A 24,408-nucleotide genomic window follows, 5' to 3' on the forward strand; every position below is an offset into this window, starting at 1 on the left:
ATCGAGCAGGTGCGCGGGAGAAGGAGAGGACAGGCCATTGCGTGCCTGACCGGGCGAGGAAGCCCCGGCCTCGTTCGACGAAGACGTCTGTGAAGAAGGTGAGAGGTCAGCGCTCATTCGCGCCCGGATTCACCGAGCCCCAGCGCCTCGGAGGCGGACTCCTTCACGTACTGGATTGCCGCGATACCCGTCGAAATACCCGACGAAATCGCGTCACGCAGCTGCACGTCTGACAGGCCGGCCTCCGTGTCCACCACGAAATCCGCGTACACGCCCAGCGTCCCCTCCGGTGAGGTCGCCGTGTACACCGTCGGGAAATACTTCTCGCGATTCCAGTTGTCGGCCGTCGCGAACAGCGCGGGCTCCGCGCTCTCGGCCGGCAGATCCGACTCCCACAGCGCGCGAATCGACAGGAAGCGACCCGCCGCATCGAAAGACACGAGGAACGGAATCTCGTCAAAAATAGCGCCCGCCGCACGACCCTTCTCGATCACGTCCAGCGCGTAACCCATCTCGCGCACGGCCTGAACGACCCGCTCAAAATCGGCCGGGTAGGGGGTTACCTCATCCTCGGGCACCAGGTATGGAACGTTCACAGCGACACCTCCCGACCCTGGGAATCCCAATCGACGAACCCGGGCAACGTCACCTCAAGATCCGCGAAGAAACCCATGATCATCGACATGGACGTCTCAAAGAAATTATCCAACTGAGCCTGCGTAAGTCCCGACATGACCACAACGTTGCACTCTGCGATCAGGCCGTACTGCGTGCCATCCTGTAGGGGCGCCAAGTACGCCTTCGGGCCCGTGCGCGTCGAATTGCAGGCCGCGACCTCGTGGGCAAGCTCACCGAACTGCTCCGGCGTGCGCGCAATCCCGCGCCACTGAGCGCGCAACTGCAAAATCTGAGGGTTTGTCGCATTCCAGAAAAAAGCGGCGTTCGGCGTCAGATACGCCAGCTCGCCCTCGTTGTAGTCGCCGAAACGCACGTCCCGGGAACGCAGCAAATCCCGAATGCGATCGGTGCTGACAGGTGAAGATGCAGCCACTGACAACTCCCGCGTGAGACATACAGAATCGGACACCCCCACTGTAACCGAGGCCTCTCTCCCGCGCGCGCCCACGTTGTCCGACAAGTCTTGACACGGGGCCTCCCACGCCTTTTCGACGAGGCGAGGGCAGGTACGCGGGCCGCCCACCCGCTGTGTGCTTGCCTTCGATTCGCGAGAAGGCGGAACCAATACACGCGCCCGCGCGTCCCTCCACTACAGTGGATACGAAATATCGAATCGACACGAACGGAGGACACCATGGACGACCCCAACGCCGCCCTGCCCTCCGACCCCACCGTCGACGAGTCCTACACCAAAGGCTCACGCCCCGTGCGCCCCCGCGCGCGCTCGTCGGCATCCGCCGAGACCGCCGGTCGCTCCTCCCGAGCGGACAGCGCCCCCGCTACCCAGCGGCCCACCCGAGGGCGCGCTCCCGGCCCCCAGACCAACGGCGAGGCCCCGGCGAGCGGGCCCCAGCCTCGTCGCCTGACCTCCGACTCCTGGTACCGGCGCAAGCTCGCCCGACGCCTCGGGGGAGTCGCCACCTGCCTGGTGCTGACGATGCTCATCAGTTACGTGGCGCTCTCGACCGCGCCCGGGCAAGTCCTCGACACGATCCTCATGGAGGGCACGATGCGCTCCGCGAGGCGCTACGAGGCCTTCTCCACCCTCATCACCGGCATCGTGTCCGTGCCCGTTATGGTCGCGGCCGGCATCGTCGTCGCCCTCGTCGCCGCTGCGCGACGGCGGCCCACGCTCGCAGGGCGTGCCCTCGGCGCTGTCATCGGCGCTAACATCACGACGCAGATCCTCAAGGATTACATCCTCACCCGCCCGAATCTGGGCGTCACGACGGGTGCCGGCAACTCCCTGCCCTCCGGGCACACCACCGTCGCCGTCACCCTGTCGCTGGCCCTCATCGTGGTCGCACCCCAGTGGTTCCGCAGCCCGTCCGCGTGGATCGGCTGGGCGTGGACATCCCTCATGGGCGTGTCCGTCATGATGGAAGGCTGGCACCGCCCCTCCGACGTCATTACCGCCGCCCTCATTGCTGGGGCGTGGGCCCTCGCCCTGTCGCCCATCGAGCGGCGCCCCCGACACGGCGCGAAAGTCCAACGCGTCATGGTGTGGGTGAGCCTCGGACTCATCGTCATCGCGCTGCTGGCCACCGGCGCCGCCATGTGGGGCTTCAGTATGTCCGCCGCGTCCCCAGGATCCGGCTACGGTTTTGAGGACTTCCTGCAGGTAAGGCCCTGGCGTTCCCGCGTCCTCGGCGTCGCAGCCGTCGCGTGGGTGAGCGCCGTGTGCGGCCTCATCATGCACGAGGTCGACCGCCTCGCGGGCGAGTAATTCCTTCTGAGCGCCGCTGGTGTTCCGGGCGCTGTCGGGCCTGGCCGCTGTGTGTGCCGGTGGGTGGCGGCCCGCCCGCTGGCCGTCCGCGCCGCGAGCTTCGCTCGGCGCGTCGTCTCGAAGCCCGCCCGTGCCCTCCGGTCCCTCCGGCGCCCTCCACACCGGTGGGGCCGGGTCGCTGATTGGCGCGTCGTCTCGGAGCCCGGTCAGGCCCCGTCGCCACCGCACAGGTGTCGCGTCCACACCTCGCTTGCCGCATTGCTTGCCTTTTCGGTGCAACGCGTTGCCAGGCTGAAACCGCTGTCACCTTTGTGGCCCGGTCTTTGTGCGTGGGTGAAACCGCCATTACCTTTGCTCGCTCGAAATGTGTGTTTTTGCTGCATTGTGGGCGAGCAAAGGTGTCGCTGGTTTCAAGGTTGCCCCTGGACGCCTGAGCAGTGGTGTCACGGGTTTCGCTGGGCCGCCACTTGTGTGCAGTTGTTTGCTCGATGGCCTCATCAACCTCGCGACATCCTCCAGTTGGCTCGCTCAGTGAACCGCCCCTAGCGTTGCGCGGTTTGGGCAGTGGATAATGGGAGAGGGCGGCACGCTGTCGACGCCCACACAACGCCCACCTGCAGTTCCGTCCCGAAAGGACCGACATGCCTCGTTCCGCATCAGCCGTCGTCACCTCCAAGCCCGCGCGCTTCGTCCTGGCCCTGCTGCGCATCGCGGTCGGCTTCATTTTCCTGTGGTCGTTCCTGGATAAGACGTTTGGCCTGCACTATTCGACGGGCCCCTCGCGCGCGTGGATCAACGCCGGCACGCCAGCGCAGAGCTACCTGACGGGCGCGACGACCGGCAAGCCCCTGGCCTCCTTCTTCGAGTCGCTCGCCGTGCCCGCCATGGATTGGCTGTTCATGCTGGGCCTGCTGGGCATTGGCCTGGCATTCTTGTTGGGGATTGGCACGCGCCTCGCGGCTGTCGCAGGCGTTGTCATGCTGGGCTTCATGTACGCGGCGGTCGCCCCGTGGGTGTGGGGTTCCCTCAATCCGGTCGTCAATGAGCACCTGGTCTACGCTCTCGTTCTCATCCTGATTCCGCTGACCAGCGCGGGCGATACGCTCGGCCTGGGCTTGTGGTGGAAGGGCCTGGGGCTCGTCAAGAAGCTGCCCTTCCTCATCTGATTCGTCCGACAGTCTCAACGAGGCCGTGGCCGTGTTTCCGGTCGCGGCCTCGCTGTGTTGGCGGCAGGCTGGGGAGCGCGGGGCGCGGCTCCACAATGGGACGTTAGTCCTCGGTGGATGCTGAAAAAGCGCGCGCGTGATGAGCGGAACTGATCGTCGCGCGCGTCGTGCTTCTGACGCACGTATGACACTAGATATAGTGGTGACTGTTCGCATCAAGCATTACATCTAGTGATTGATGGTCGCATTCCCCTAGATCTAGGGGGGCCTCACGCCGGGCGGAGGAAACCACCTCCGCCCACAGTGCCACGGCCTCGCCCCACGAGGGTGGAGCATCCACGACGTGTCGATCACGCGACCGAACAGCAGTACCGGCCCGCCGCCCACCGAAGCGCAGGGTCAGAGGCGCACGGCGCCCCACGCAGTCCCACGACACCACACACATCTCCCACCCAGTGCCCAGCAGCCCGCAGCACACAACGGAATCAAGACAGGAAGAACAATGACTAGCGCACCCCGCTACGACGTCGACGCCATCGCAACCGTGCAGGAGTACCTCGACCGCTCCGATTGGCGGGTGAATGCCAACGCGAACCAGGGGTATTCGCTCGGCGGCCTCGTCCTGAACTCGGCGGGCAAGATCGTCGCCAACTACTGGCTCGAACACGTCTACACCCCCGAGATCGGCGCGCCGCACCGCGAGGGCGACTACCACATTCACGACCTCGACATGTTCGCCGGATACTGCGCCGGCTGGTCCCTCAAGCGCCTCATCCAGGAGGGCTTCAACGGCGTGGGCGGCGCGATCGCCTCGGCCCAGCCCAAGCACTTCTCCTCGGCGTGCGGCCAGATCGTCAACTTCCTCGGCACTCTCCAGAACGAGTGGGCGGGCGCCCAGGCATTCTCCTCCTTCGACACCTACATGGCCCCCTTCGTGCGCCTGGACGACATGGAGTACGAGGACGTCGTGCAGTGCATGCAGGAGCTCATCTACAACCTGAACGTGCCCTCGCGTTGGGGCAGCCAGTGCCCGTTCACGAACCTGACCTTCGACTGGACGTGCCCGGATGACCTCGCGGACGAGCATCCCCTCATCGGTGACGAGGTCGTCGACTTCACCTACGGTGAGCTGCAGCGGGAAATGAACCTCATCAACCGCGCGTTCATCGAGGTCATGACGGGCGGCGACGCGGACGGCCGCGTCTTCACGTTCCCGATCCCGACCTACAACATCACGCCCGACTTCGACTGGGAGGGCGAGAATGTCGACGCCCTCTTCGAGATGACCGCGAAGTATGGCCTGCCCTACTTCCAGAACTTCATCAACTCCGACCTGGACCCGCACATGATCCGCTCCATGTGCTGCCGCCTGCAGCTGGACCTGCGTGAGCTCCTCAAGCGCGGCAACGGCCTCTTCGGATCGGCGGAGCTGACCGGATCGATTGGCGTGGTCACGCTCAATATGGCGCGCCTCGGCTATCTCTACAAGGGCGACGAGGAGGGTCTCGTTGCGCGCATGGATGAGCTCATCGACCTGGCCTCGAAGTCCCTCGAAATCAAGCGCGAGACTATCCAGTACCACATGGACCACGGCCTCTTCCCCTACTCGCAGCGATACCTGGGTACGCTTGATAACCACTTCTCGACGATCGGCGTCAACGGCATGAACGAGATGGTGCGCAACTTCAGCGACGACGCCTACGACCTGACGGACCCCCGCGGCTTCGACATGTGCGTGCGCATCCTGGATCGAGTGCGCGAGCGCATGGTCGAGCTCCAGGAGGCCACCGGCCACATGTACAACCTGGAGGCGACCCCCGCGGAGGGTACGACCTACCGCTTCGCGAAGGAGGACCGCAAGCGCTTCGCCGACATCATCCATGCGGGCACGCCCGATGAGCCCTACTACACGAACTCCTCGCAGCTTCCCGTGGGATACACGGATGATCCGTTCCAGGCCCTCGAGGATCAGGAGGTCCTGCAGGGCAAGTACACGGGCGGCACGGTCCTGCACCTGTACATGGGCGAGCGCGTGTCCTCGGGCGAGGCCTGCAAAGAGATGGTGCGCCGCTCGCTGACGGCCTTCAAGGTCCCCTACATCACGATCACTCCGACCTTCTCGATCTGCCCGGTCCACGGCTACCTGGCTGGCGAGCACTTCACCTGTGAGAAGTGCGCGGCCGCCCACCCCCACGCGGAGCCGCAGGCCTGCGAGGTGTGGACGCGCGTCATGGGCTACTTCCGCCCGGTCCAGTCCTTCAACATCGGTAAGAAGGGCGAGTACCACGAGCGCCAGATGTTCTCCGAGAGCGCCGCGGATGCGCACGGTGAGCTCGTCAGCGCGTTCCCTCCCGCGGGGAGTCGCTGACGTGGGCGCCCGTCCCCATGACGACGATGCCGGGGCAACCCGGGAGGGCACGCCGAGCCTGGGCGTCCCCGGCCTCGTCGGGGGGCGGGATGCGCGCGAGTGGACGCCGGACGACCTGCAGATCGCCGGCCTCGTGCCGATGTCGACCGTGGACTGGCCGGGGAGATTCGCGGCGTCCCTGTTCCTGCAGGGGTGCCCGTGGGCGTGCCCGTACTGCCACAACAGTGCGATTATCGACCCGCGCATCCCGGGCGTGGTCGCGTGGGGGGCGCTCGAGGATCTGCTGGCGCGCAGGCGAGGCCTCCTTGATGGCGTCGTGTTTTCCGGCGGCGAGGCAACCCGCCAGATCGCGCTCGGGGCGGCGATGGCGCGCGTGCGCGAGCTCGGCTTTGGCGTGGGCTTGCATACCGCGGGACCCTACCCGCGGCGCCTCAAGGAGCTGCTCGGCGCGGGCCTCGTCGACTGGGTGGGCATCGACGTGAAGGCGACCCGGGGCAATTACGAGGCTGTGGCCGGGCGCAGCGGCGCGGGCGAGCGGGCGTGGGAGTCGCTGAGCATCGTTTTGGCCCACCCCGAGGTGGACCACGAGGTGCGCCTGACCGTCTACCCGGACGGCCCTGGAGACGGCTTCGAGGTGGCGGCGCGGGCACGCGAGATGGGGGTGAGGATCTTCGCCCTTCAGCAGGCGCGCGACATGGGGACGCCCGACGGCTTTTCCGCGACGAGGCCTGGGTGGGACGACCAGGTTCGTTCCCTCGCGCGGGACATCGAAACGCTGGACTTTGAGAGGTTTATCTTCCGTGGGGACTCGTAGAGCATTTGTCAAGTGACAGCGCCGCATGTTGGGAATAAATATGGGGAAGGTTTCACTTGTGACCACGGATCGCGGTATTGTGTAACAACCTCGTGACCGTGAAGTCTGGAGTTTCGATGGCTGAAGAGCTGCACTTCGACGATCCTGCGGCGGCTGCCCAGGACCCGTCGACCGACGCCGAAGCGCTGCGCCAGCTGGCGTACCGCTACCCCGAGCTGCGCCCGGCCGTGGCCGCGCATCCGCACGCTTATCGCGGGCTGCTTGACTGGTTGCACCAGTTCAACGACCCGCAGGTCAACGCGGCCCTCGAGGCTCGCGACGACTATGACGGCTACATCGACTCCAACGGCTACCTCGTTATGCACGGAGACGTGTCCGGCGCGGTCGCCGGCTCGTCGATCCGTACCTCCGAATCCGGCATGTACGTCCTCGGTCAGGGTGGCGTGAACTCCTACTCGCAGGTCGAGCGCACCACCCCCTACTCTGCGGTCGTCGGCACGAATGCTCCCGTCCCGCAGGTGGGTGCCCGCGAGCAGGTCGTCGCCCAGGTGCAGCGTCAGTCCATCATAGGCAGCAAGGGGGCTCAGGATCCCGAGGCGACCGCCGTCTACCCGAGCGCGTCCTCCGGCTCGTCCTACCCCAGCGCGTCGGCTACCCCCGCGCGCCCCCAGTACACGCCGCAGGCCTACCCGGGCGTCGGCGCCTCCCACCAGGTGCAGCCCACTGTCTCGCAGGAGGCTGCGCCGAAGGAAGAGAAGGAACGCCGTGGCTTCCCGATGATGGGCCTCGTCCTGGGCATCCTTGGCCTGATCGCAGTGATCCTTCTCGGCTTCGTCATCTACGTTTTCACGCGCGGATACGAGGGCCCGGCCACGAGCTCGGACGCGACCCCCTCGGCCTCCTCTTCGTCGCCCGCACACGCGACGCCCTCCCCGAGCGCGACCACGGAGGAACCCGTCAAGTACCCGGCGCCCGCCGGCGCGATCACCGTGGACTCTTTCTCGTCCCCGTCCGGCAACATCACCTGTTCCTTCACCGCTGATGGCGTCAGCTGCGGCATCAAGGAATCCGACTGGGCCGAGGACGGATACGCCTCCTGCTCCGGCGGCAGCCAGGTCGGCGTCCTCACCGCCTCGAAGGACAAGGCGGGCCAGTCCTGCGAGGCCGCGGTGCCGGGCGGCGGCAACGCCCTCGCGTACGGCGCCGCAGCGACCAAGGGTGACTACGCCTGCCACTCCACGCAGGATGGCATCAGCTGCTGGAACACGAAGACCGGCCAGTCCTTCGCGCTGGCACGCGGCGGCTGGATGACCGGTACGACCGGCGAGATCGGCCCCCAGAAGTTCAGCTGGAACGACTGACCCCACGCGCATGACGCGCGCATAACGGAGGGCGGGCCCGAGGACATCCTCGGGCCCGCCCCTTAAGTCTGCGCAAGCCTACTGAGCCTTCTCGATGGGGCCCAGGATCAGGTTTGCCCACGCGGCGTGCAGGGACTCCTGATCGGAGGGCTGGAAGAGGCCGGCGAGCGCGTCGCGGTACAGGCGCGAGAGCTCGTGCGTGTTGTAGTAGGCGCTGCCGCCGCATGCGCGCATGGCCTGCTCGACGGCGCGGAGCGTGGCCTCGGCGGCCGCGTTCTTCGCGGCGGACAGCTGCGGCATCCACGAGCGACCGCGGTCCACGCCCTCGTCGATGTCGCGCGCAAGCTCGCGGATCTGCGGGCCGACCGCATTCATGATGAGGGCGGCCTCGGCGATACGCCAGCGAATGTCGGGATCGTTGGAGTAGGTCGTCTGGTTCTTCACCGAGCGGCGCGTTGCCACGTGCTCGGCGGCCACCTCGACCGCGCGCTCGCCGACGCCCTGGTAGGTGGCGGCCAGCAGGATCTCGAAGTGGGAGAAAATGCCGAAGATGACCGGGTCGGCACTCGGTCCCGGATCCGTGATCGTGAGGATGCGCTCCTCGGGCACGGTCACGCCCTCGAGCAGGGTCGTCATGGACTGGGTGGCGCGCATACCCAGCGTGTTCCAGTCGTCCTTGATCGAATAACCCTCGTCGTCGCGGTGGACGATGCCGAACACGGACTTGGGGCCCTCCTCGGTCTCTGCGCGCCCGAAGATGAGCAGGCGCGTCCACACGGGGGACAGGGAGGTGAAGATCTTGGTGCCCTCGAAGGAGTAGCCGCCGTCTGCGGTCGCGATCGCGCGCGTTGTGGAGCCGAAGAGCACGAGGTCGTTGCCCGGCTCGGAGATGCCGAAGCCAAAGACCTCGCCGGCGACGGCGTCGCGCAGGATCTGCTCACCGCGCGCGTTGCCGTTGGCGACCAGGTAGCGACCGAGGCCGACGATGATCTGGTGCATGTTGATGCCCAGTGCCGTGCCGGGAGCCGCTTTGGCTAGCGCCGTCTGCTCGGCGGCGATCTCGGTCAGGCTCAGACCCGCGCCCCCGAATTCGGTGGGGACGAAGGCCGACAGGTATCCGGCCTCGCGCAGCTCCTCCAGATCCTTCTCGGGGTAGGTGTTGGCGGCGTCCGCGTCGGCGGCGCGCTCGTGGATGCGGGCGAGCAGGTCGGAATCCAGGAAGCTCATCGCGGTCCTCTCTTCGGTGGGGGTGAACGAGGCCGGGGCGCCTAGCACACGGCGGTGCCCTTCGAGGGGTGGTAGCGCGTGTAATGGCCCCGTTACTCAGGGTGACCTAACTGTAACGCTGAGTGGGACGTGCTGGCGAGATGTAATGTGCCTGACGGGGCGTTGTCTGGCCTCGGGCCGCCCCTATTAGCTAGGGTGGATGCTGTGAGTACTCCGAACGCGCCCCGTCCTGCCCTCACTCCGCGTCAGCGTTTCCTGCGCGAGCGTCAGCAGCGCCAGAACACGACGTTCGCTATCATCGGCATTGCGATGATAGTGGCCGCGGTGGCGGCCGCCCTCGTGTTCACGGGAATCGTTCCCGTCCCGTTCGGCAATGACTTCTCCGTCAAGGTCAAGTACGCCGAGACCGGTGACATCCCGTGTCCGAAGGTGGACGCGAAGCCCGTGGCCCCCTCGCAGGTCACTGTCACGGTCATCAACACCACCCAGCACCAGGGCCTGGCCTCCAAGGCCACGGATATGCTCTCAACCGCCGGCTTCCAGACCGAGGAACCGGCGAACTCGGACGTCGAATACACCGGCAAGGTGCGCATCACGGCACGCGCCGACTCGGTGGACGCCGCCTATTCGGTGGCCCGATTCTTCCCCGGCTCCCACGTGCGCCTCAGCGACGCTGAGGATGCTACCGTCACGGTCGAACTTGGCACCTTCTATGACGACACGATGAGCGCCGAGGACGTGCAGCGCGTCCTCAAGTCCAACGACTCGATCGAGCAGCCCGCGAAGTGCCGACCGATGTCGGGCACGAAGCAGGACTAAGACAGAAGAAAAGGCCGCCCCGAGTGGGCGGCCTTTTTATGTCGATGAGCATCGTTTTGTTCGCGGATTATAGGACGCTACGTGTTGCTGGAAGGGTGACTTTTCGGCTTTGTCGAGCAGGAAAGCCGCTATTTTAGTTGGTTGTATGTGCCTCGTTCCCGTGACTATGACATCGTGCCCAGTGCACGTGCCCTGATAGCGCACGTGGGCCCGACAACTCGCACGTGGGCCCGATGACATGCGTGTGGGCAGCGCCGCCCACACGCATGTCTAGCGGTTCACGTGCGCATCAAGGGGTTTGCACGCACAATCAAGGGCTAACGTGCGAGCGCGCAACGTGGGCCCGAGTCACGAGAACCCCGGCCAGGCCCTCGACAGCGTGCGCATCAGAGTGGCCGGGCCCCTCGGCGGGGGGAATTGCATGCGAAATTGATGGGAGAGCGGCCCGTGGGGCCACAAGCAGCATCACACCGGCGGGCTTGCCCGCTCAGCGGCTGGTCAGCGGCCCGGCTGTGCCACGGCCTCGTATGTTCTCCAGGAGCGCCTCGCCGTCCGACCCGTACCAGACGGGGACGGACTCAGGGACGGTCCACAGGGCGTCGGGCACCATGGCCTCGAAGCTGCCGTGTGCCATGAACTGCTCGATCTCGGACAGGGAACGAATCGCGATGCCGGCGACGCACTGCGGGAACTCGCGAGTGAACTCCGCGTAGATCTCCGGGTCGTGCTGCCCGTCGTCGCCGACGAGGAGCCAGCGCATGTGCGGGAACATGCGGGCCAGGCGGCGCAGCTCGCGGCGCTTGTGCTCAGGCCCCGAACGGAACCATCCCGTATTCGAGGGGCCGAAGTCCGTCATGAGGAAGCCGCCGGCCGGGTAGCCGGAGCGCTCCAGGAAGGAACGCACCGTCGGCACCACGTTCCACGCGCCGGTGGACAGGTACATGACGGGGGAGTGGGTGCCCTCGGGCACGCCCTCCGATGAGGCCGACGACGTCGTCAGCGTCGTCAGCAGGTGCGCCATGCCGGGGACGGCCTCGCGCGAAGACACACGGTCCAGGAAGGCGTGCTTCGCGGCCGTGACCAGGCGCGGCAGCATCGACACCATGACGGTGTCATCGATGTCAGAGACCACGCCGAAATGCTCGTGATCCGACACGATGCGCAGTCGAACGGAGGTGGGGCGGCCGGCGCGGATATGGCCCTTGCGGGGGCGCTCGTACATCGCCGAGGCCGGGGCAGGCAGAGGGGTCGCCGTGCGCAGAGTGGTCGCGAGTTTGGTGGCGGTGTCCTCGGACAGGCCGAGTGCGCGCACGTCGCCCGCGTGCAGGACCTGGATGGTCGCGTCGTGCCAGCCGGGCTCGAGGCCGTGGCCCAGAACCGTCATGTCGACGAATCCGCCGCGGTCCGCGAAGGTGAGTCGGCGCGCGTTGCCGACCGTGATGAGCACGGGCTGGCGGGGGACCTGCGCGTTGAAGAACTGGCGCCATCCGCGCCGGGTCTGCAGCCAGGAACGACCGTCGTCGCCGCGCGCCATGAGGACGCGGCCGAGGATGCGGGCGCTGCGTTCAGAGCCGATGCCGCCGAATCCGACCACGCCCGGGTAGTACCAGCCCTGCGACATGGCGGCGACCAGCAGAGATGAGGCAAATTCACCCACGCCTGCCGTCAGGGCGAGCGCGAGCGAGGGTGATTCGTCGTCGATGAGGGGCGGTCGGAGGCGCATGATGGCAATCATAGGTCCTCGCGCCCGTGCGGGCGCAAGAATCGACGGGGTTGCGTCCTCAGTCGAGGGGCAGCGTGGGCTTGGGGGTGGCCGCGGTGCCCTTACGCAGCGCGGGCAGGCCGATGAGCATGAGGAGGACCATCGCCCACCCCGCGCCGGCCATGGTGAACAGGCCGCCGCGCGCGCCGATTGCGTCGATCGCGGGTCCGGCGATCGCCGTGCCCAGCGACGTGCCCAGGTTGATCGAGGTGGACATCCAGGTCAGGCCCTCGGTGAGCTTCGCGGGGGAGACGGAATTCTGGATAATGACGTTGACGTTCGTCATCGTGGGGGCGCAGGTGAGGCCCGTGATGAGGATGACGATGGCCATTGTCCAGACGCTGAATGCCACGGGGAACAGGCTCATGCCGATCGCCATCGCGATCACGCCGATGACGAAGAGCTGCCAGGTGGGGCGCCTCCACGTGCGGGCGCCGTACACGAGGGCGGCCGTCAGTGAGCCGATCGAGAAGAGGGCCAGGAGGATGCCGCCGAGTGCGGGGGCACCCAGCTCCTCGGTGAAGCTGACCATCGACACTTCCATCGCGCCGAACGTCATACCCATGCCGATGTAGGTCGCGGCCATGACGAGGACGACGGGCTTGCGGATAACGGACTCGCGCGGGGCGCTCGGATCGTAGGGGATGATCGCGGGCTCGGAGTCGCGGCGCGACAGGAAGAGAGCGCCGCCCACCGCCAGGCTGACGATTGAGATAATGAGGCCGGTGGCCGGGTGCAGGGCGGTGCCCAGGACCGTGGAGAGCACGGGGCCCACGATGTAGACAAACTCGTCGACCGCGGACTCGAGGGCGTAGGCGGTCGGCAGCTGGCCCGGTTTGTGCAGGATCGTCGACCAGCGCGAGCGCACGAGCGCACCGGGCGCTCCCCACGTGGCGCCCGCGAGGGCCGCCGGGATGAAGAGTAGCCACTCGGGGGCGTGCATGAAGACGGCGGCGACGAGGCCACACATCGACAGGGTCGCGATGATCCACGCGGGACCCATGACGCGCAGCTGCCCGTAGCGGTCGACGTGGCGCGCGAGAATGGGCGCGCATATCGCCATGACGATGATGTTGACTGCGGAAACCGCGCCGGCCAGCGTGTAGTTGCCGTACTCAGTGCGCACCATGAGGATCGTTGACAGTCCCACCATGGACATCGGCATGCGTAGCACAAGTCCAGCCGCGGAGAATTTCCAGGACTGGCGGTAACGCAGAATGTCAAGATAGGTGCCGAGCATCCATCCATTCTATCGCCGGGCAGCGTGCCGAAAGCCAAGTGGAATGGGGTGTTCGTAACCATTCGGGCCCTCCGCACGGGGAGGGGAGTCCGCGAATAAACCACGGCCTCGTCACAAAGGACGAGGCCGTGGCCGGGGAACGGGGAAAGGTCTAGTCGGTCACCTCGAAGACGCCGACCTGGCCCTTTTCCGCCAGGGAGAGAGCGTGGTTGACGAAGGTGTAGTGGCCGGCCTCGAGCGGCGTGAACTCGACGAATCCGCCCTCGGCGGCGCCCAGTGTGAGGACCTGTCCCCAGCCGCCGCCGCTTCCGCCGCCTCGGATCACGTAGGCGCCCTCGCGCCACACGGTGTCGAACTGGGTACCCACGACGTGGAAGGTGGTTGCCAGGTTCGGGCCCGCGTCCATGACCCACACGCGCACGCGCTCGTTGGTCTTGATCTGGATCGGGTGCGCCTTGTACTGGAAGGGCACGCCGTTGAAGGCCATCGCGTTGGGCTGCAGGGCCGACAGGAGCGAGGCGTCAGCGGGCTGCCCGTCCGCGCCCAGGTAGAGCTCGGAGGCAACCATGATGTACTCGCGGTCGACCTTATCCAGGTCGGTCGGGTCGATGATGACGGCCCCGAACATGCCGTTTGCGATGTGCATCGACATGGGCGCGGTCGAGCAGTGGTAGAGCCAGATGCCCGCGTTCTTGGCGACGAAGGTGTACTCGAGCGTCTGCCCGGGCTCGATCGAGCGCATGACGTTGTCGGGGGCGACGAGGCCCGCGTGGAAGTCCAGCGAGTGGCTCATCGTCCCGTTGTTGACGAGCGTGATATGGAAGGTGTCGCCGATGTGTCCGCGCAGGATCGGGCCGGGAGCGTCCCCGTTGAAGGTCCACGACTCGCGCGTCAGTGAGCTTGTCACGTTGACGGTCTGCTCGGTGACCGTGAAGGTGTAGTGGCGCTCGGTCTCGTTCGTGGCGGGCGGCAGCACAGGGTCTCGCGCGTCGATGGTCTCCGCGTAGTCCGTCAGGGCCGTCGGGGTGGCGGGACCGGCGGCGGCGTCTTGGCCGTGGTCGTGCCCGTGGTGCGCGTGGCTGCCCGAGGCCGAGGTTCCCGAGGAGGACGAGGACGACGATGACGCGCCCGTGGCCTGCACGTGCAGGGTCATGCCGAGCTCACGGTGTCCCGGTAGGGAGCACCAGCCCTCGACGTCGCCGGAGATGATGCCGAGGTCCAGTTCCTTTGTCTCACCCGACGCGAGCGACCCGGACGACACGCCCGTCTCAAATACCAGGTCATGGCGCTGGTCCCCCGAGTTCGTGAAGTCAATGACCAGGCGGTCGCCGACCGGCACCTCAATGTGGTTTGGTGTGAAAGCGATGCCCTCGACCCCCACCGACACGCGGGTCGTGTGTCCGGTCGGTGTCACAGACGAGGCCGTGGTCCCGGTCCCCGTTCCCGTGCTCTGCGTCGTGGGCGCGGACGGGTTGGACAGGAAGATCGCGAGAGCGAGCGCCACGACGGAGACGACGCCGACGATCGCTCCGGCCGTGCGGCTCACGGGCGAGTGATCGCCCGCAGGGCTCATGCGCAGCTTGGGGGTTCCCGTCGTGGGGACTTTCGGGGCGGGCGCCTTCGGCTTCTTGCCTCCCGACGACGGCGAAGCGGACAGGTTCAGGTCAGCCACGGCTGCCTCCTTGTGTGGTGGGGGATGAAGCGGCGGCGCGTTTGGCGCGCGCCTGGGCGACGCCGCAGCGGGCCATGAGGACGATGTCAACAAGGTAGGTGGCCAGCAGGACCACCCACGCGGCGATGGTGAGGCGTTCGGCGGAGGTTCCGCCCAGGGCCGCGACGGCGAGCGCGAGGACCGCGGCCACGTTGCGAGCGGTCTCCCGGATGGGCGCCCCGGCCTCGAGCACGCCGACGCCGACGCGCACCGCGGATGGGCCGCCGCCAATCACGACGGGCATCAGGTAGGTGAGCGCACCGACAAAGAGCTGGCCTAGCCCGGCCGCGCCCAGGATCGGCATCCACGCGAGGAAAGCCGAGCGCAGCCCGGTCGCGTCCGTCGCCTGGAAGGCGCGCAGGGACGTTCCCGCGCCGGCAACGAGGATCCATGCGGCGCCCAGCATGAGAGACCACGCACCGTATTCAGCCGGCCCCTTCTTAAGCGCCACGCGGACCAGCGGAATGCCCACGCCCAGGGTGGCCGCGCCCACGACGACGAGGAGACCCACGGAAGTCACGCGCATCGACCCGGCCACAGCGCCCGTGCCGGCGACGAGAAGCGCAGCCACCCACAGGGGCAGGGCGCTCGTCGCGAAGGACACGGCTCGCGGATCCATGCGCGTACGCATCGCGGTTGGCCCCAGCGTCACCAGGGTCCCGCCCATCGTCAAGCCCACCCATCCGGCGATCCCCGCCAGCGCGTGGGCGACCGTCAGGCGGTCCCGGGCCTTGGCCAACCACGTGGGAGCGTCCGCGTCGAACATGGCCGCCGTGACGAAACCCGCCAGCGTCGCGCCCACCACCAGGAAGAACGCGGCCGCGATGTAGTAGCGGATGATGACCGCGAAACGCGAGGCCAGGCGCTCGCGGGACGCGGTGAGCAGCGCCCACCCGTGCCAGGCCGCGATCGCGCCGACAACGGTCGCGCCCGTGACGGTCGCGTGCCACAAGCCCGACCACATGCCACCGATGAGGAGCAGGAGGGAGAGATTAAACGCCGTGATGCGCACGGTGTTGTCGCGCCCGGCCCGCCGATCGTCCGGGGCCAGGTGGGCGAGCGCGCGCGTGAAGTACCAGGACCACTGGAAAATCCCGTTTGACAGGACGCCGAGGGTCACCAGGTGGATCATCGTCCACAGGTTCTGCGGGATGCGGCCTCGGGCGATGATCGTGATCGCCGCGGCGATCGCTGCCACGCACATCCAGACGGAGGTCGCGCGGTCGGTGCGGGGAACGCGAGGCTTGTTCATCGGGCCTCCCGAGCATTGGCGCGCGCCCGGCGTATCGTCACCGTCAGCGTCGTCGCGACGAAGAGGAGCATGCCGACGACCCCGAGGGTGCCGCCCAGGCGCCACGGGTAGGCGGCCTCGCGCGCGCCCGCGAGGAGACGCAGCAGGAGGGAGACCTGCAGGAATGCGAAGGGGACCCACATGGCGCCGTGGTAGGGGACCTCGCGCCGGGCGACGGCCGGGATGATGACGGGAGCGTGGGCCAGCAGCATCGAGACGACGAAGCCGATCGTGATCGCGTGGACGCCCGCATCGTAGCCGTATCCGTCGAAAGCGGGCGGAGCGATGACCCACATCAACGCGGGTACAAGCGCCCATGCGTAGCCGCTCAGCATGCACACGGCCGCCAGGCGAGGCAGGCCGCTCATGCGCACGGTGCCGCGCGCGACGTCGTGCCACGCGGTGTCCGCTGCGAGGACGCCGAGGGAGAGACCGATCAGGGGGTAACCGATCGTCGGGGAGTAGAGCGCGACGGTCAGGCCCACCATGAGCGCGGCGCTCTCGGCCGTGATGCGCCGCTCGGTCGAGCCGGACGCGAAGGCGAGGCGCGCGAGCTCGACGCGCTCGCCGACGATCGTGACGATCAGGAAGGCCAGCCACCAGGGCACCGCTCGCGGCGTCTCGAGGCCTCGCCACCACAGGAGGATGCCGCCCAGGCCAATGAGAGCGCCCATCAGCTGGATGAGGACCGCGTGGGTGGCCTGACGGCGCGCCCACACGTAGCAGTAGATCGCCGTCAGCAGCGCCATGCCGAGGGTGACGAGGAAACCGGGCATCATCCGCTCGGGCGCGAATCCGGGCAGGTGGGCGGCCAGGAAGCGGGGGACCGGGAGGTTCGTGAGCACCTCGCGCACCCCCTCGTTCAGGGAGATGATGACCGCGCTGATTCCGCCGGCTCCGGTGAGTAGGGGAGCGGCGTACGCCCACGCGCGCCGCCCGTCGGACTGCAGGGCGACCGCGCGCTCGAGGCAGATCGCGGTGCCCAGGAACCCGTAGATCATGAGGAGTCCGTGCACGGTCCCCAGGCTCGTCGCGGCCACGGGTGCGAGCGCCCCCAGGCGCACGAGGGATGCGTCAAGGCCCGCCAGGAGCGCGGCGCCCGCGAGGAGCAGGAACGCGAGGCGGCCGGCGGGCAGCCGGGGGATGGGAGGCCTCGTCGTCGCTATCGACGAGGCCTGGGCTGGTGCATCCGGTCCCGCGTCGCGTGCGGGTGGGCGGGATGCCTCGCTCATGTGGGCTCCTGGAGTAGGTGGGCGTTGCCGGTGTTCCCATCTGGGGACAGTGCCAAGGTAGCGACCTTGCTCGCAATTTTCTAGGGATGAAGGCGGTGAAATTGCGTGCTGGGACGGTTATGGTGGCCTTCGAAGGGAAAACGCACCTCGTGACTACCCGTCCGGTAATATTGTGCGGGTCACTATCAAGAGTCAATGGAGCAATTGATGAGCGATCTTCATTTCGTCGCCGGCGAGTTTCGTCGTCTTGCGTCGACGGCCCGCGACGTGGCGGATGCTGTTCGGCAGGCTCGTCCTGATGGAGGGGCCAGCGCCTTTGCCTCCGCAATGCCGGGTGCGGAGCTCACGTCACTGATGCAGAGCGTCGAAGAGAAGTGCGTGGACACGTGCACGGTGCTCGGACGAAACTTGGATAATCACGCTGATTCCCTCGACGCTGCCGATAGGGACTTCATCGCTACCGAAGAAGACAATGGTCAGCTCATGTCCTCGATCATTCGGGGACTTGGCTTTGGGGGCGTGAGCGAACGATGAAGTGGGCTGATCTGCGTCAGTGGCAGATGGGGCCGCTCAGCGAGCAGGCTCGGTCTTATGCGGACAAGCAGCGGGTACTTGCGCAGGCCGGTGACGACCTGCGCGCCGGAGTGGATGCTCTGGGCGGCGTCGGTCGGACGGTTACCGCGGCTCAGGCTGCCCTTCGCCAGGACGCGGCCGAGATAGCGAAGCAGGAAGATAAGCTGGGCGCGCTGAGTGACGTCCTGTCGTTCGCCGCGCATGGAGTCGCGAGCATTTGTTCGGCAGTGGCGAGCGCGGAAGCAGCTGCCGCCCGCAATATGCTGGCCATTCACCCGGATGGTTCCATCGGGTATGTCGGCCCCATGGAGGTCTCGAAAGACGACGCGCGCCGGATTCGCCAGTCGATGAAGCAGCTGGCCGATCGCGTCGCAGAGATCCTCCGTGCAGCGCGGGACATGGTGAGCGAGATACGGTCGAAACTGCTCGCCCTATCGATGCCCGGCGTAGCCGGAGCGCTGGGTGCAGTGGCGTCCATCGGCAAAGACTCGTCGCCGAAGCTGCCCCCGCCGGGCGCAACGGCGAAGGAAGTCGCCAAGTGGTGGTCCTCGCTCACCCCGGAGCAAAAAGAAAAGCTCATCAATGAGCACCCGTATGAGATCGGCAAGCTTGACGGTGTCGACGGGACGTCGAGGGATAAGGCAAATCGCCTCGTGCTCGACATCGAGCTGCCGAAACTCGAGGCTGAATACGAGGAGTATAAGAAGAAGGTCGGCCTGATCATTGACCCGTTCGAGGCTGCAACTCTCAAGAAGCTCAAGGAGCGAGCAGAAGCCGTCAGGAACATCAGAACAACGCTGGATCGCTCGGACGAAGACGGTATGCCTCGTCAGCTTCTGGGGATCGACACCTCTAACCCGCGCGTGACGGCGATCGTCGCACAGGGAAACGTCGATACTGCCAAGCACATTGGTGTCATCGTGCCGGGACTGTACTCGAACGTGGCCAACAACCTGGATGACTACGATGACAAGGCCTCCGTCATGGGTGCGAACGTCCGCAAGCATGCCCACGGCGAGGAGGTTGCGATGGTCTCTTACCTTGGCTACGACGCGCCACAGAATAAGATCGAGGCAGCGATGATCCGCAAAGCGGATGCTGGCGCCAAGCAGCTCGCTGGCTTCTTGAATGGCATGCACGCGTCGCGTGAATACGGTGCGGGCGACGCGCACGTGACCGCCGTGACCCACTCCTACGGGTCGACGACTGCTGGAAAGGCGCTGACGATGACCGACAAGGGAGCCGTCGATGATCTCATCCAGTTTGGCTCCCCAGGGTCCGGCGTCCAGAGCGTCGACGAGTTCCATCTCGAAAAGGGGCACGCCTGGGTGAGCGCGGCGCCGTATCGAGAAGACATCGTTCAAGGCCTCGGTGATGACGGACGATACGGTAAGAATCCTGCCAAAATGCCCGGCTACAACCACCTCTCTGGGGATGTCGGCCCCGGTGAGGGATGGTTTGTACCCTTCCGGAAACACAGTTCCTACTTCAACGAGGGGAGCGAGGCGCTCGACGACATTTCGAAGGTCGTTGCGGGGCGCGGCGTGCCAAGGAGTACGCGATGAGGGAGTCGATGAACGATATCCTGGCAGCTGTGGCGGCGCACGTATCTGGTGCCGCGTTTCGAGGAGAATAACGGATGAATTCGGAACAGAAGGAACTGCTCGCTCGAGCGTCACGCATGGAGTCGATCGAGGCCTTCCAGCGCGACGTCGAGCCGGCGATCATTGCTGCCCGCGATCAGCTGATGACGCGGGAGAACTATCGCGGCTACTACCGCAACGATGTGATCACCAGGAACAACGTCGGCGACCATGTCCTGTACGCCTTCATCTCGCGCAGCTACGACTTCGACGAGCACGACCCTATTCGCGTTCGCGACGTGTTTGATGCCGCGCTGGCCCCTCGCGGTTTCGTGTGCAGTGAAAAGGCGGACGTCCTGCAGGACGGGACGACGGACACCGTGTTGATCTGGGGTAGCGAACGCTTCGGTGCGACCGTCCACGTCATGGTGTCCGAGAGCTGGCTGACGTCCGTCAACTACTACACGGATCCCCTGCTCAGCGACGGGTCCGTGGGTGACCCGAAGATGCTCATGGAGCTGCCCGGCCGCATTCCGCAGTGGTTCCTGGACGTTGCCGCAGGCACGCAGTCGTGACGAGATCCAACTCAGCAACCTGCTAGATGACGAAGGGGGGGGCGGCGCTCGATTGAGCGCCGCCCCCCCCTTCGCAACCCGCGTGAGCGGGCACCATCAGAGCGTCAGCCGTTCAGGGCGTCGGACACGACCTGCTTGGCGGCCTCCTGGACCTGGGCCAGGTGCTCGGCACCCTTGAAGGACTCGCCGTAGATCTTGTAGACGTCCTCGGTGCCCGACGGGCGAGCTGCGAACCACGCGGACTCGGTCGTCACCTTCAGGCCGCCGATGGGCGCGTCGTTGCCGGGCGCGCGCACCAGCTTCGCGACGATCGGGTCGCCGGCCAGCTCGGTCGCGGTCACGTCGTCCGCGGACAGGGCCGCCAGCTTCGCCTTCTCCTCGCGGGAGGCAGCCGCGTCGATGCGGGCGTAGGCGGAGGCGCCGAAACGCTCGACCTGCTCCTCGTGCAGCTGGGAGGGGGTCTTGCCGGTCACGGCCAGGATCTCCGAGGCGAGCAGCGCCAGGATGATGCCGTCCTTGTCGGTCGACCACACGGTGCCGTCCTTGCGCAGGAACGAGGCTCCCGCGCTCTCCTCGCCGCCGAAACCGACGGTACCGGACAGCAGGCCGGGGACGAAGTACTTGAAGCCCACGGGCACCTCGATGAGGTCGCGGCCCATGGTGGCGACGACGCGGTCGATGAGCGCGGAGGACACGAGGGTTTTGCCCACGGCCGCGTCGGCGTTCCAGCCGGGGCGGTGCGTGAACAGGTACTCGATGGCGACGGCCAGGAAGTGGTTCGGGTTCATCAGGCCGTCGGGGGTGACGATGCCGTGGCGGTCCGAATCCGCGTCGTTGCCGGTCGCGATGTCGTAGGGGGTGTTTCCCTCGGCGTCGGGGGTCATGGCCTCGCGCAGGGACGCCATCGCGTAGGGCGAGGAGCAGTCCATGCGGATCTTGCCGTCCCAGTCCAGGGTCATGAACGGCCACGCCGGGTCGACCTCGGGGTTGACGACGGTCAGGTCGAGGCCGTAGTGCTCACCGATGGCCGCCCAGTAGTCGATGGACGCGCCGCCGAGCGGGTCGGCGCCGATGCGCACGCCCGCGTTACGGATGGCCTCGATGTCGATGACCTGGTCGAGCTGCGAGACGTAGTAGTCCAGGTAGTCAAAGGGCTTGATATTCGGGTCGTGCAGCAGATCGGAGCCGGTGACGCGGGGAACGTTCTTCCATTCACCCGAGTCGAGGAGCTCATTCGCGCGCGCAGCGATCCAGCCGGTTGCGTCGGTATCGGCGGGGCCGCCGTGAGGCGGGTTGTACTTGAAGCCGCCGTCGCGCGGGGGGTTGTGGCTGGGGGTGACGACGATGCCGTCGGCCAGGCCGTCGCCCTCGGTGCGCAGGTTACCCGGGGCGCCGTTCGCGCCGAGGATGGCGACGGACACGGCGGGGGTGGGCGTGTAGGAGCCGCGCGAGTCGATGCGCGTGTCGATGCCGGCGGCCGCGAGGACCTCCAGGGCGGTGCGCCACGCGGGCTCGCTCAGGGCGTGGGTGTCGCGGCCGATAAACAGAGGACCGTTGAAGCCCTGGGAGGCGCGGTACTCGATGATCGCAGCGGTGATGGCGATGATGTGCGCCTCGTTGAACTTGGCGTCCAGCGAGGATCCGCGGTGACCCGAGGTGCCGAACGCGACGCGCTGTCCCACGTCGGTCGGGTCGGGCACGATGTCGTAGTAAGCGGAGATGACATCGTCGACGTTGATGAGGTCTTCAGGTAGGGCACGTGTGCCAGCTCGTTCATGCATAGGGACAGTGTTGCACGTTACGTCCCTTTGTGTGTAGCACCGTCCCACGGCGTGGACTTTTCCTTGTTTTCTCTTGTTCGAGGCCGTGGCTGGGAAGGTGAAAAAGGCCAGGTGAGAGCGGGGGCGGCCCCGGCCTCGTCCCCGGGGAAGAAATAGGGATATGCACGTTTTCCCAAAATCGGCGCCGAGCGACTATCCTATGAGATGTCGGTCACCGCAGACCGTGACTGTGTTGTCAGGAGGAACATCGTGGGATGGTTTGATTCCATCGAACATAACCGTTGGCTGAGCGGCCACATGCAGGCACTCATTGAAGAGGCAGAAGGCGCGATCGTCGCGACTGGTTTCGCGCACCTCGATGCCGATGGAAAGCCCGATCTGACCCGATCGATTGACCTGGCCGTCACTGGTCGCATGGCCTACGTGTTCTCGCTGGGCGCGCTCATGGGGCTGCCCGGCACTCGTCGCTACGCCGACCACGCCGTCAAGGCGCTCACCAACTGCTTCACGGACCCCGTCAACGGCGGCATGTGGTTCGCGATCAAGCCCGAGCCCGATGCCGACGGTCACGGCGTACCGTGGGACGAGGATGCGCGCGTCAAGTCGCAGTACCACACGGTGTACGCGCTACTGGGCGTCGCCGCTGCGACGGTCGCAAACCGCCCCGGAGCCCACGAGTTGCTCAACCGCATGCTTGAGGAGCAGAAGGAGCTCTGGACCGACGACTTCGGCCTCGTGTGGGATCAGTATGACGAGGCCTTCAACGAGCCCGTCCCCGTCCACACCCTCGGCACCCTCATCCACACGATCGAGGCCTACATGGCCGCGGCCGAGGCGACAACCGAGCCCGAATGGCTCGACCGCGCCGAGAAGATGACGGCCTTCGCCTACAAGATCGCCTCCAAGAATGGCTGGCGCATCCCCGAGTATTTTGACGAGAACTGGCAACCCAGCCCCGAGGCCGGCAAGCTCCTCAACGACGGACGTCGCTACTACGAGGGCTACGTCACTGGCCACTCAATGCAGCTTGCGCGCTTCGCGCTGCAGGTGCGTGCCGGCCTGCGCTCAATGGGGTGGACCGTGCCCGACTACCTCCTCGAGATGGGAACCGAGCTCTTCGAGCGTGCCCGCGTCGACGGCTGGCGTCGCACCGACGGCAATCCCGGCTTCTCCACAGGCGTCAACGACGAGGGCGACCCCGTACCCGGCGAGGACGAACATCAGCAGTGGGTCGTCTGCGAGGGCGTGTGTGCCACCGTCGCCGTGCGTCGCGCCATGCTGGACGACGGCGCGCGCGTCTCCGACGTCGAGCACTTCGAGCACTGCTACCGCTCCTTCGTCGACTACATCCACGACTACCTCATCAGCCAGCCCGGTCGGTGGGTGCGTCGCCTCGGCCCCTGTAACGAGAACGTGCAGCCTGCGAAGTCGTCGCGCTGGGACGTCTACCATGCCGTCCAGGCGACGCTCGCGATCCGCCTGCCGCTGTGGCCCCCGACGGCCCCCGCGCTCTCGCGCGGCCTCCTTGACCGCCCCGAGGAACCGGCCCCCGACAAGAAGTCCTGGAACTTCTTCGGGCTGCGCGGCTGACGCATCGGATCTCTGATGGGCTCGGGCCCGGGGATGCGAGGGTCGCATCCCCGGGCCTGGTCCTGTAGGATGTTCCGCGTCTGGAGGGCTGTCTGAGTGGCCGAAAGAGACGGTCTTGAAAACCGTTGTGTCAGCAATGGCACCGGGGGTTCGAATCCCTCGCCCTCCGCCGAGCCGGCCGCCTTCGGGCGTCGCGGCGGGCGCACGTTCGCGCTCGCGGCGAAAATGCCCTAAAGTAGTCGGCACTGGAGACGTCGCATAGTCCGGTCGAGTGCGCCTCCCTGCTAAGGAGGTAGGGGTGCATAGCCCCTCGCGGGTTCAAATCCCGCCGTCTCCGCGCACAACCCCCGGGATTCCATCGGAATTCCGGGGGTTTTCGTTGCTTGTAGAGTGATTGTCACGGCCGTCATCAAGCGTCAGGGGTGGCACGAATAGCGGGACTGTTGGGCGACTTGTGACGCTGGTACTCGTCGCCTCCTGGGGGCGTGGAGCTGCGTCACTATGTGGTCTTCCCGTCGTGTGGAGCCCACCGGAGTCCCGTGACTCGATGATGGGGCGCTTGGGTGCGACAGGGCGCTCCGGTGGGACAGGGTAGGTGCCGTGCGCCGAGGAGTGGGTGTTGAGAAGGATCTGAAGAGGGTTTGGTCAACATTGAGGCACCCTCGTTGTGAACTGATGGACAGTGCACCGTTGTGTGTGGGGTGAGTGTTGCGTTGGTAGTTCATTGTTCCAGCAAGTAACAGATCGTTGTGTCGAGGCATGCGCCTGTCTTGACCCGATGGTCATTGTGCGTGCAGCTTCAGGTGATAGTGGAGTGACTACTGTTGGAATTTAGGGCAATTAAAATCAGAGTGCCGGCGATTATTCACAGGGGTGCTTCTAATTCTGACCGAGATGATAAGTGTCAAGCC

The 24,408-nt window shown here is 66.4% G+C and carries 19 protein-coding genes and 2 tRNA genes; 12 read left to right on the plus strand and 9 right to left on the minus strand.

The genetic code is table 11. From position 1 onward, the window contains the following. Positions 1–113: 113 nt before the first annotated feature. Together FOC40_RS01905 and FOC40_RS01910 are read right to left on the minus strand one after the other, a co-directional pair. Positions 114–596: a YbjN domain-containing protein gene (locus tag FOC40_RS01905; RefSeq protein WP_003791098.1), complete on the minus strand. Its 483-nt coding sequence runs from the start codon at positions 594–596 to the stop codon at positions 114–116. Next, positions 593–1,051: a YbjN domain-containing protein gene (locus FOC40_RS01910; protein WP_039929669.1), complete on the minus strand. Its 459-nt coding sequence runs from the start codon at positions 1,049–1,051 to the stop codon at positions 593–595. The genes FOC40_RS01905 and FOC40_RS01910 overlap by 4 nt, the downstream gene beginning before the upstream one ends. Before the next feature lie 261 nt (positions 1,052–1,312). Here FOC40_RS01910 and FOC40_RS01915 point away from each other — a divergent pair, with 261 nt between their 5' ends. The 5 genes from FOC40_RS01915 (at position 1,313) to FOC40_RS01940 (ending at position 8,113) form a co-directional block, all read left to right on the plus strand. Beyond that, on the plus strand, positions 1,313–2,404 hold the full coding sequence (locus FOC40_RS01915; RefSeq protein WP_004565667.1) for a phosphatase PAP2 family protein: 1,092 nt from the start codon (positions 1,313–1,315) through the stop codon (positions 2,402–2,404). Between the two features lie 641 nt (positions 2,405–3,045). Then, positions 3,046–3,570: a DoxX family membrane protein gene (locus FOC40_RS01920; protein WP_004565665.1), complete on the plus strand. Its 525-nt coding sequence runs from the start codon at positions 3,046–3,048 to the stop codon at positions 3,568–3,570. A gap of 502 nt (positions 3,571–4,072) precedes the next feature. Beyond that, the gene (locus FOC40_RS01925) at positions 4,073–5,938 is read left to right on the plus strand and encodes a ribonucleoside triphosphate reductase (RefSeq protein WP_004565661.1); all 1,866 of its coding nucleotides are present in this window, start codon (positions 4,073–4,075) and stop codon (positions 5,936–5,938) included. Continuing rightward, complete coding sequence (locus FOC40_RS01930) at positions 5,889–6,752, plus strand: anaerobic ribonucleoside-triphosphate reductase activating protein (RefSeq protein WP_004565659.1); 864 nt, start codon at positions 5,889–5,891, stop codon at positions 6,750–6,752. Before FOC40_RS01925 ends, FOC40_RS01930 begins: the two co-directional genes overlap by 50 nt. Before the next feature lie 116 nt (positions 6,753–6,868). Then, positions 6,869–8,113 (plus strand): hypothetical protein, encoded by a 1,245-nt coding sequence (locus FOC40_RS01940; RefSeq protein ID WP_004565655.1) that lies wholly within the window; start codon positions 6,869–6,871, stop codon positions 8,111–8,113. Positions 8,114–8,191: 78 nt separating this feature from the next. Here FOC40_RS01940 and FOC40_RS01945 read toward each other — a convergent pair whose 3' ends face one another. After that, entirely contained in the window at positions 8,192–9,340 is a 1,149-nt protein-coding gene (locus tag FOC40_RS01945; protein ID WP_039929668.1) for an acyl-CoA dehydrogenase family protein, read from the minus strand. 204 nt (positions 9,341–9,544) lie between these two features. Here FOC40_RS01945 and FOC40_RS01950 point away from each other — a divergent pair, with 204 nt between their 5' ends. Further along, a complete protein-coding gene (locus FOC40_RS01950; protein ID WP_196773357.1) occupies positions 9,545–10,159 on the plus strand; it encodes a LytR C-terminal domain-containing protein in 615 nt (204 codons plus the stop codon). 487 nt (positions 10,160–10,646) lie between these two features. Here FOC40_RS01950 and FOC40_RS01955 read toward each other — a convergent pair whose 3' ends face one another. From FOC40_RS01955 to FOC40_RS01975, 5 genes are all read right to left on the minus strand, one after another. Continuing rightward, complete coding sequence (locus FOC40_RS01955; protein ID WP_004565652.1) at positions 10,647–11,894, minus strand: App1 family protein; 1,248 nt, start codon at positions 11,892–11,894, stop codon at positions 10,647–10,649. Positions 11,895–11,940: 46 nt separating this feature from the next. After that, positions 11,941–13,161, minus strand: coding sequence for an MFS transporter (locus FOC40_RS01960; RefSeq protein ID WP_004565651.1), 1,221 nt, complete (start codon positions 13,159–13,161; stop codon positions 11,941–11,943). Positions 13,162–13,312: 151 nt separating this feature from the next. After that, complete coding sequence (locus FOC40_RS01965; RefSeq protein ID WP_196773358.1) at positions 13,313–14,833, minus strand: multicopper oxidase domain-containing protein; 1,521 nt, start codon at positions 14,831–14,833, stop codon at positions 13,313–13,315. Then, positions 14,826–16,124: a hypothetical protein gene (locus FOC40_RS01970; RefSeq protein WP_004565649.1), complete on the minus strand. Its 1,299-nt coding sequence runs from the start codon at positions 16,122–16,124 to the stop codon at positions 14,826–14,828. Before FOC40_RS01970 ends, FOC40_RS01965 begins: the two co-directional genes overlap by 8 nt. Continuing rightward, positions 16,121–17,395: a hypothetical protein gene (locus FOC40_RS01975; RefSeq protein ID WP_004565648.1), complete on the minus strand. Its 1,275-nt coding sequence runs from the start codon at positions 17,393–17,395 to the stop codon at positions 16,121–16,123. Before FOC40_RS01975 ends, FOC40_RS01970 begins: the two co-directional genes overlap by 4 nt. A 207-nt stretch (positions 17,396–17,602) precedes the next feature. On the opposite strand from FOC40_RS01975, the gene FOC40_RS01980 reads away from it, so the two are divergent. From FOC40_RS01980 to FOC40_RS01990, 3 genes are all read left to right on the plus strand, one after another. Next, positions 17,603–17,929: a hypothetical protein gene (locus FOC40_RS01980; RefSeq protein ID WP_050755242.1), complete on the plus strand. Its 327-nt coding sequence runs from the start codon at positions 17,603–17,605 to the stop codon at positions 17,927–17,929. Further along, on the plus strand, positions 17,926–19,533 hold the full coding sequence (locus FOC40_RS01985; RefSeq protein WP_004565646.1) for an alpha/beta hydrolase: 1,608 nt from the start codon (positions 17,926–17,928) through the stop codon (positions 19,531–19,533). Before FOC40_RS01980 ends, FOC40_RS01985 begins: the two co-directional genes overlap by 4 nt. Positions 19,534–19,607: 74 nt before the next feature. After that, a complete protein-coding gene (locus tag FOC40_RS01990; RefSeq protein ID WP_004565645.1) occupies positions 19,608–20,126 on the plus strand; it encodes a DUF4853 domain-containing protein in 519 nt (172 codons plus the stop codon). Between the two features lie 104 nt (positions 20,127–20,230). On the opposite strand, the gene pgm is transcribed toward FOC40_RS01990, so the two are convergent. After that, a complete protein-coding gene (pgm, locus tag FOC40_RS01995) occupies positions 20,231–21,907 on the minus strand; it encodes a phosphoglucomutase (alpha-D-glucose-1,6-bisphosphate-dependent) (protein WP_004565644.1) in 1,677 nt (558 codons plus the stop codon). 249 nt (positions 21,908–22,156) lie between these two features. Here pgm and FOC40_RS02000 point away from each other — a divergent pair, with 249 nt between their 5' ends. The 3 genes from FOC40_RS02000 to FOC40_RS02010 all read left to right on the plus strand — a co-directional run bounded on the left by FOC40_RS02000 (position 22,157) and on the right by FOC40_RS02010 (position 23,834). Beyond that, on the plus strand, positions 22,157–23,497 hold the full coding sequence (locus tag FOC40_RS02000; RefSeq protein ID WP_039929667.1) for an AGE family epimerase/isomerase: 1,341 nt from the start codon (positions 22,157–22,159) through the stop codon (positions 23,495–23,497). An 82-nt stretch (positions 23,498–23,579) separates the two neighbouring features. Beyond that, a tRNA-Ser gene (locus FOC40_RS02005) sits at positions 23,580–23,666 on the plus strand. A gap of 78 nt (positions 23,667–23,744) precedes the next feature. Continuing rightward, positions 23,745–23,834 (plus strand) — tRNA-Ser (locus FOC40_RS02010). Positions 23,835–24,408: the final 574 nt, after the last annotated feature.

Origin of the sequence: Schaalia odontolytica, from assembly GCF_009730335.1 — a bacterium.
Classification (GTDB): Bacteria; Actinomycetota; Actinomycetes; order Actinomycetales; family Actinomycetaceae; genus Pauljensenia; species Pauljensenia dentiphila.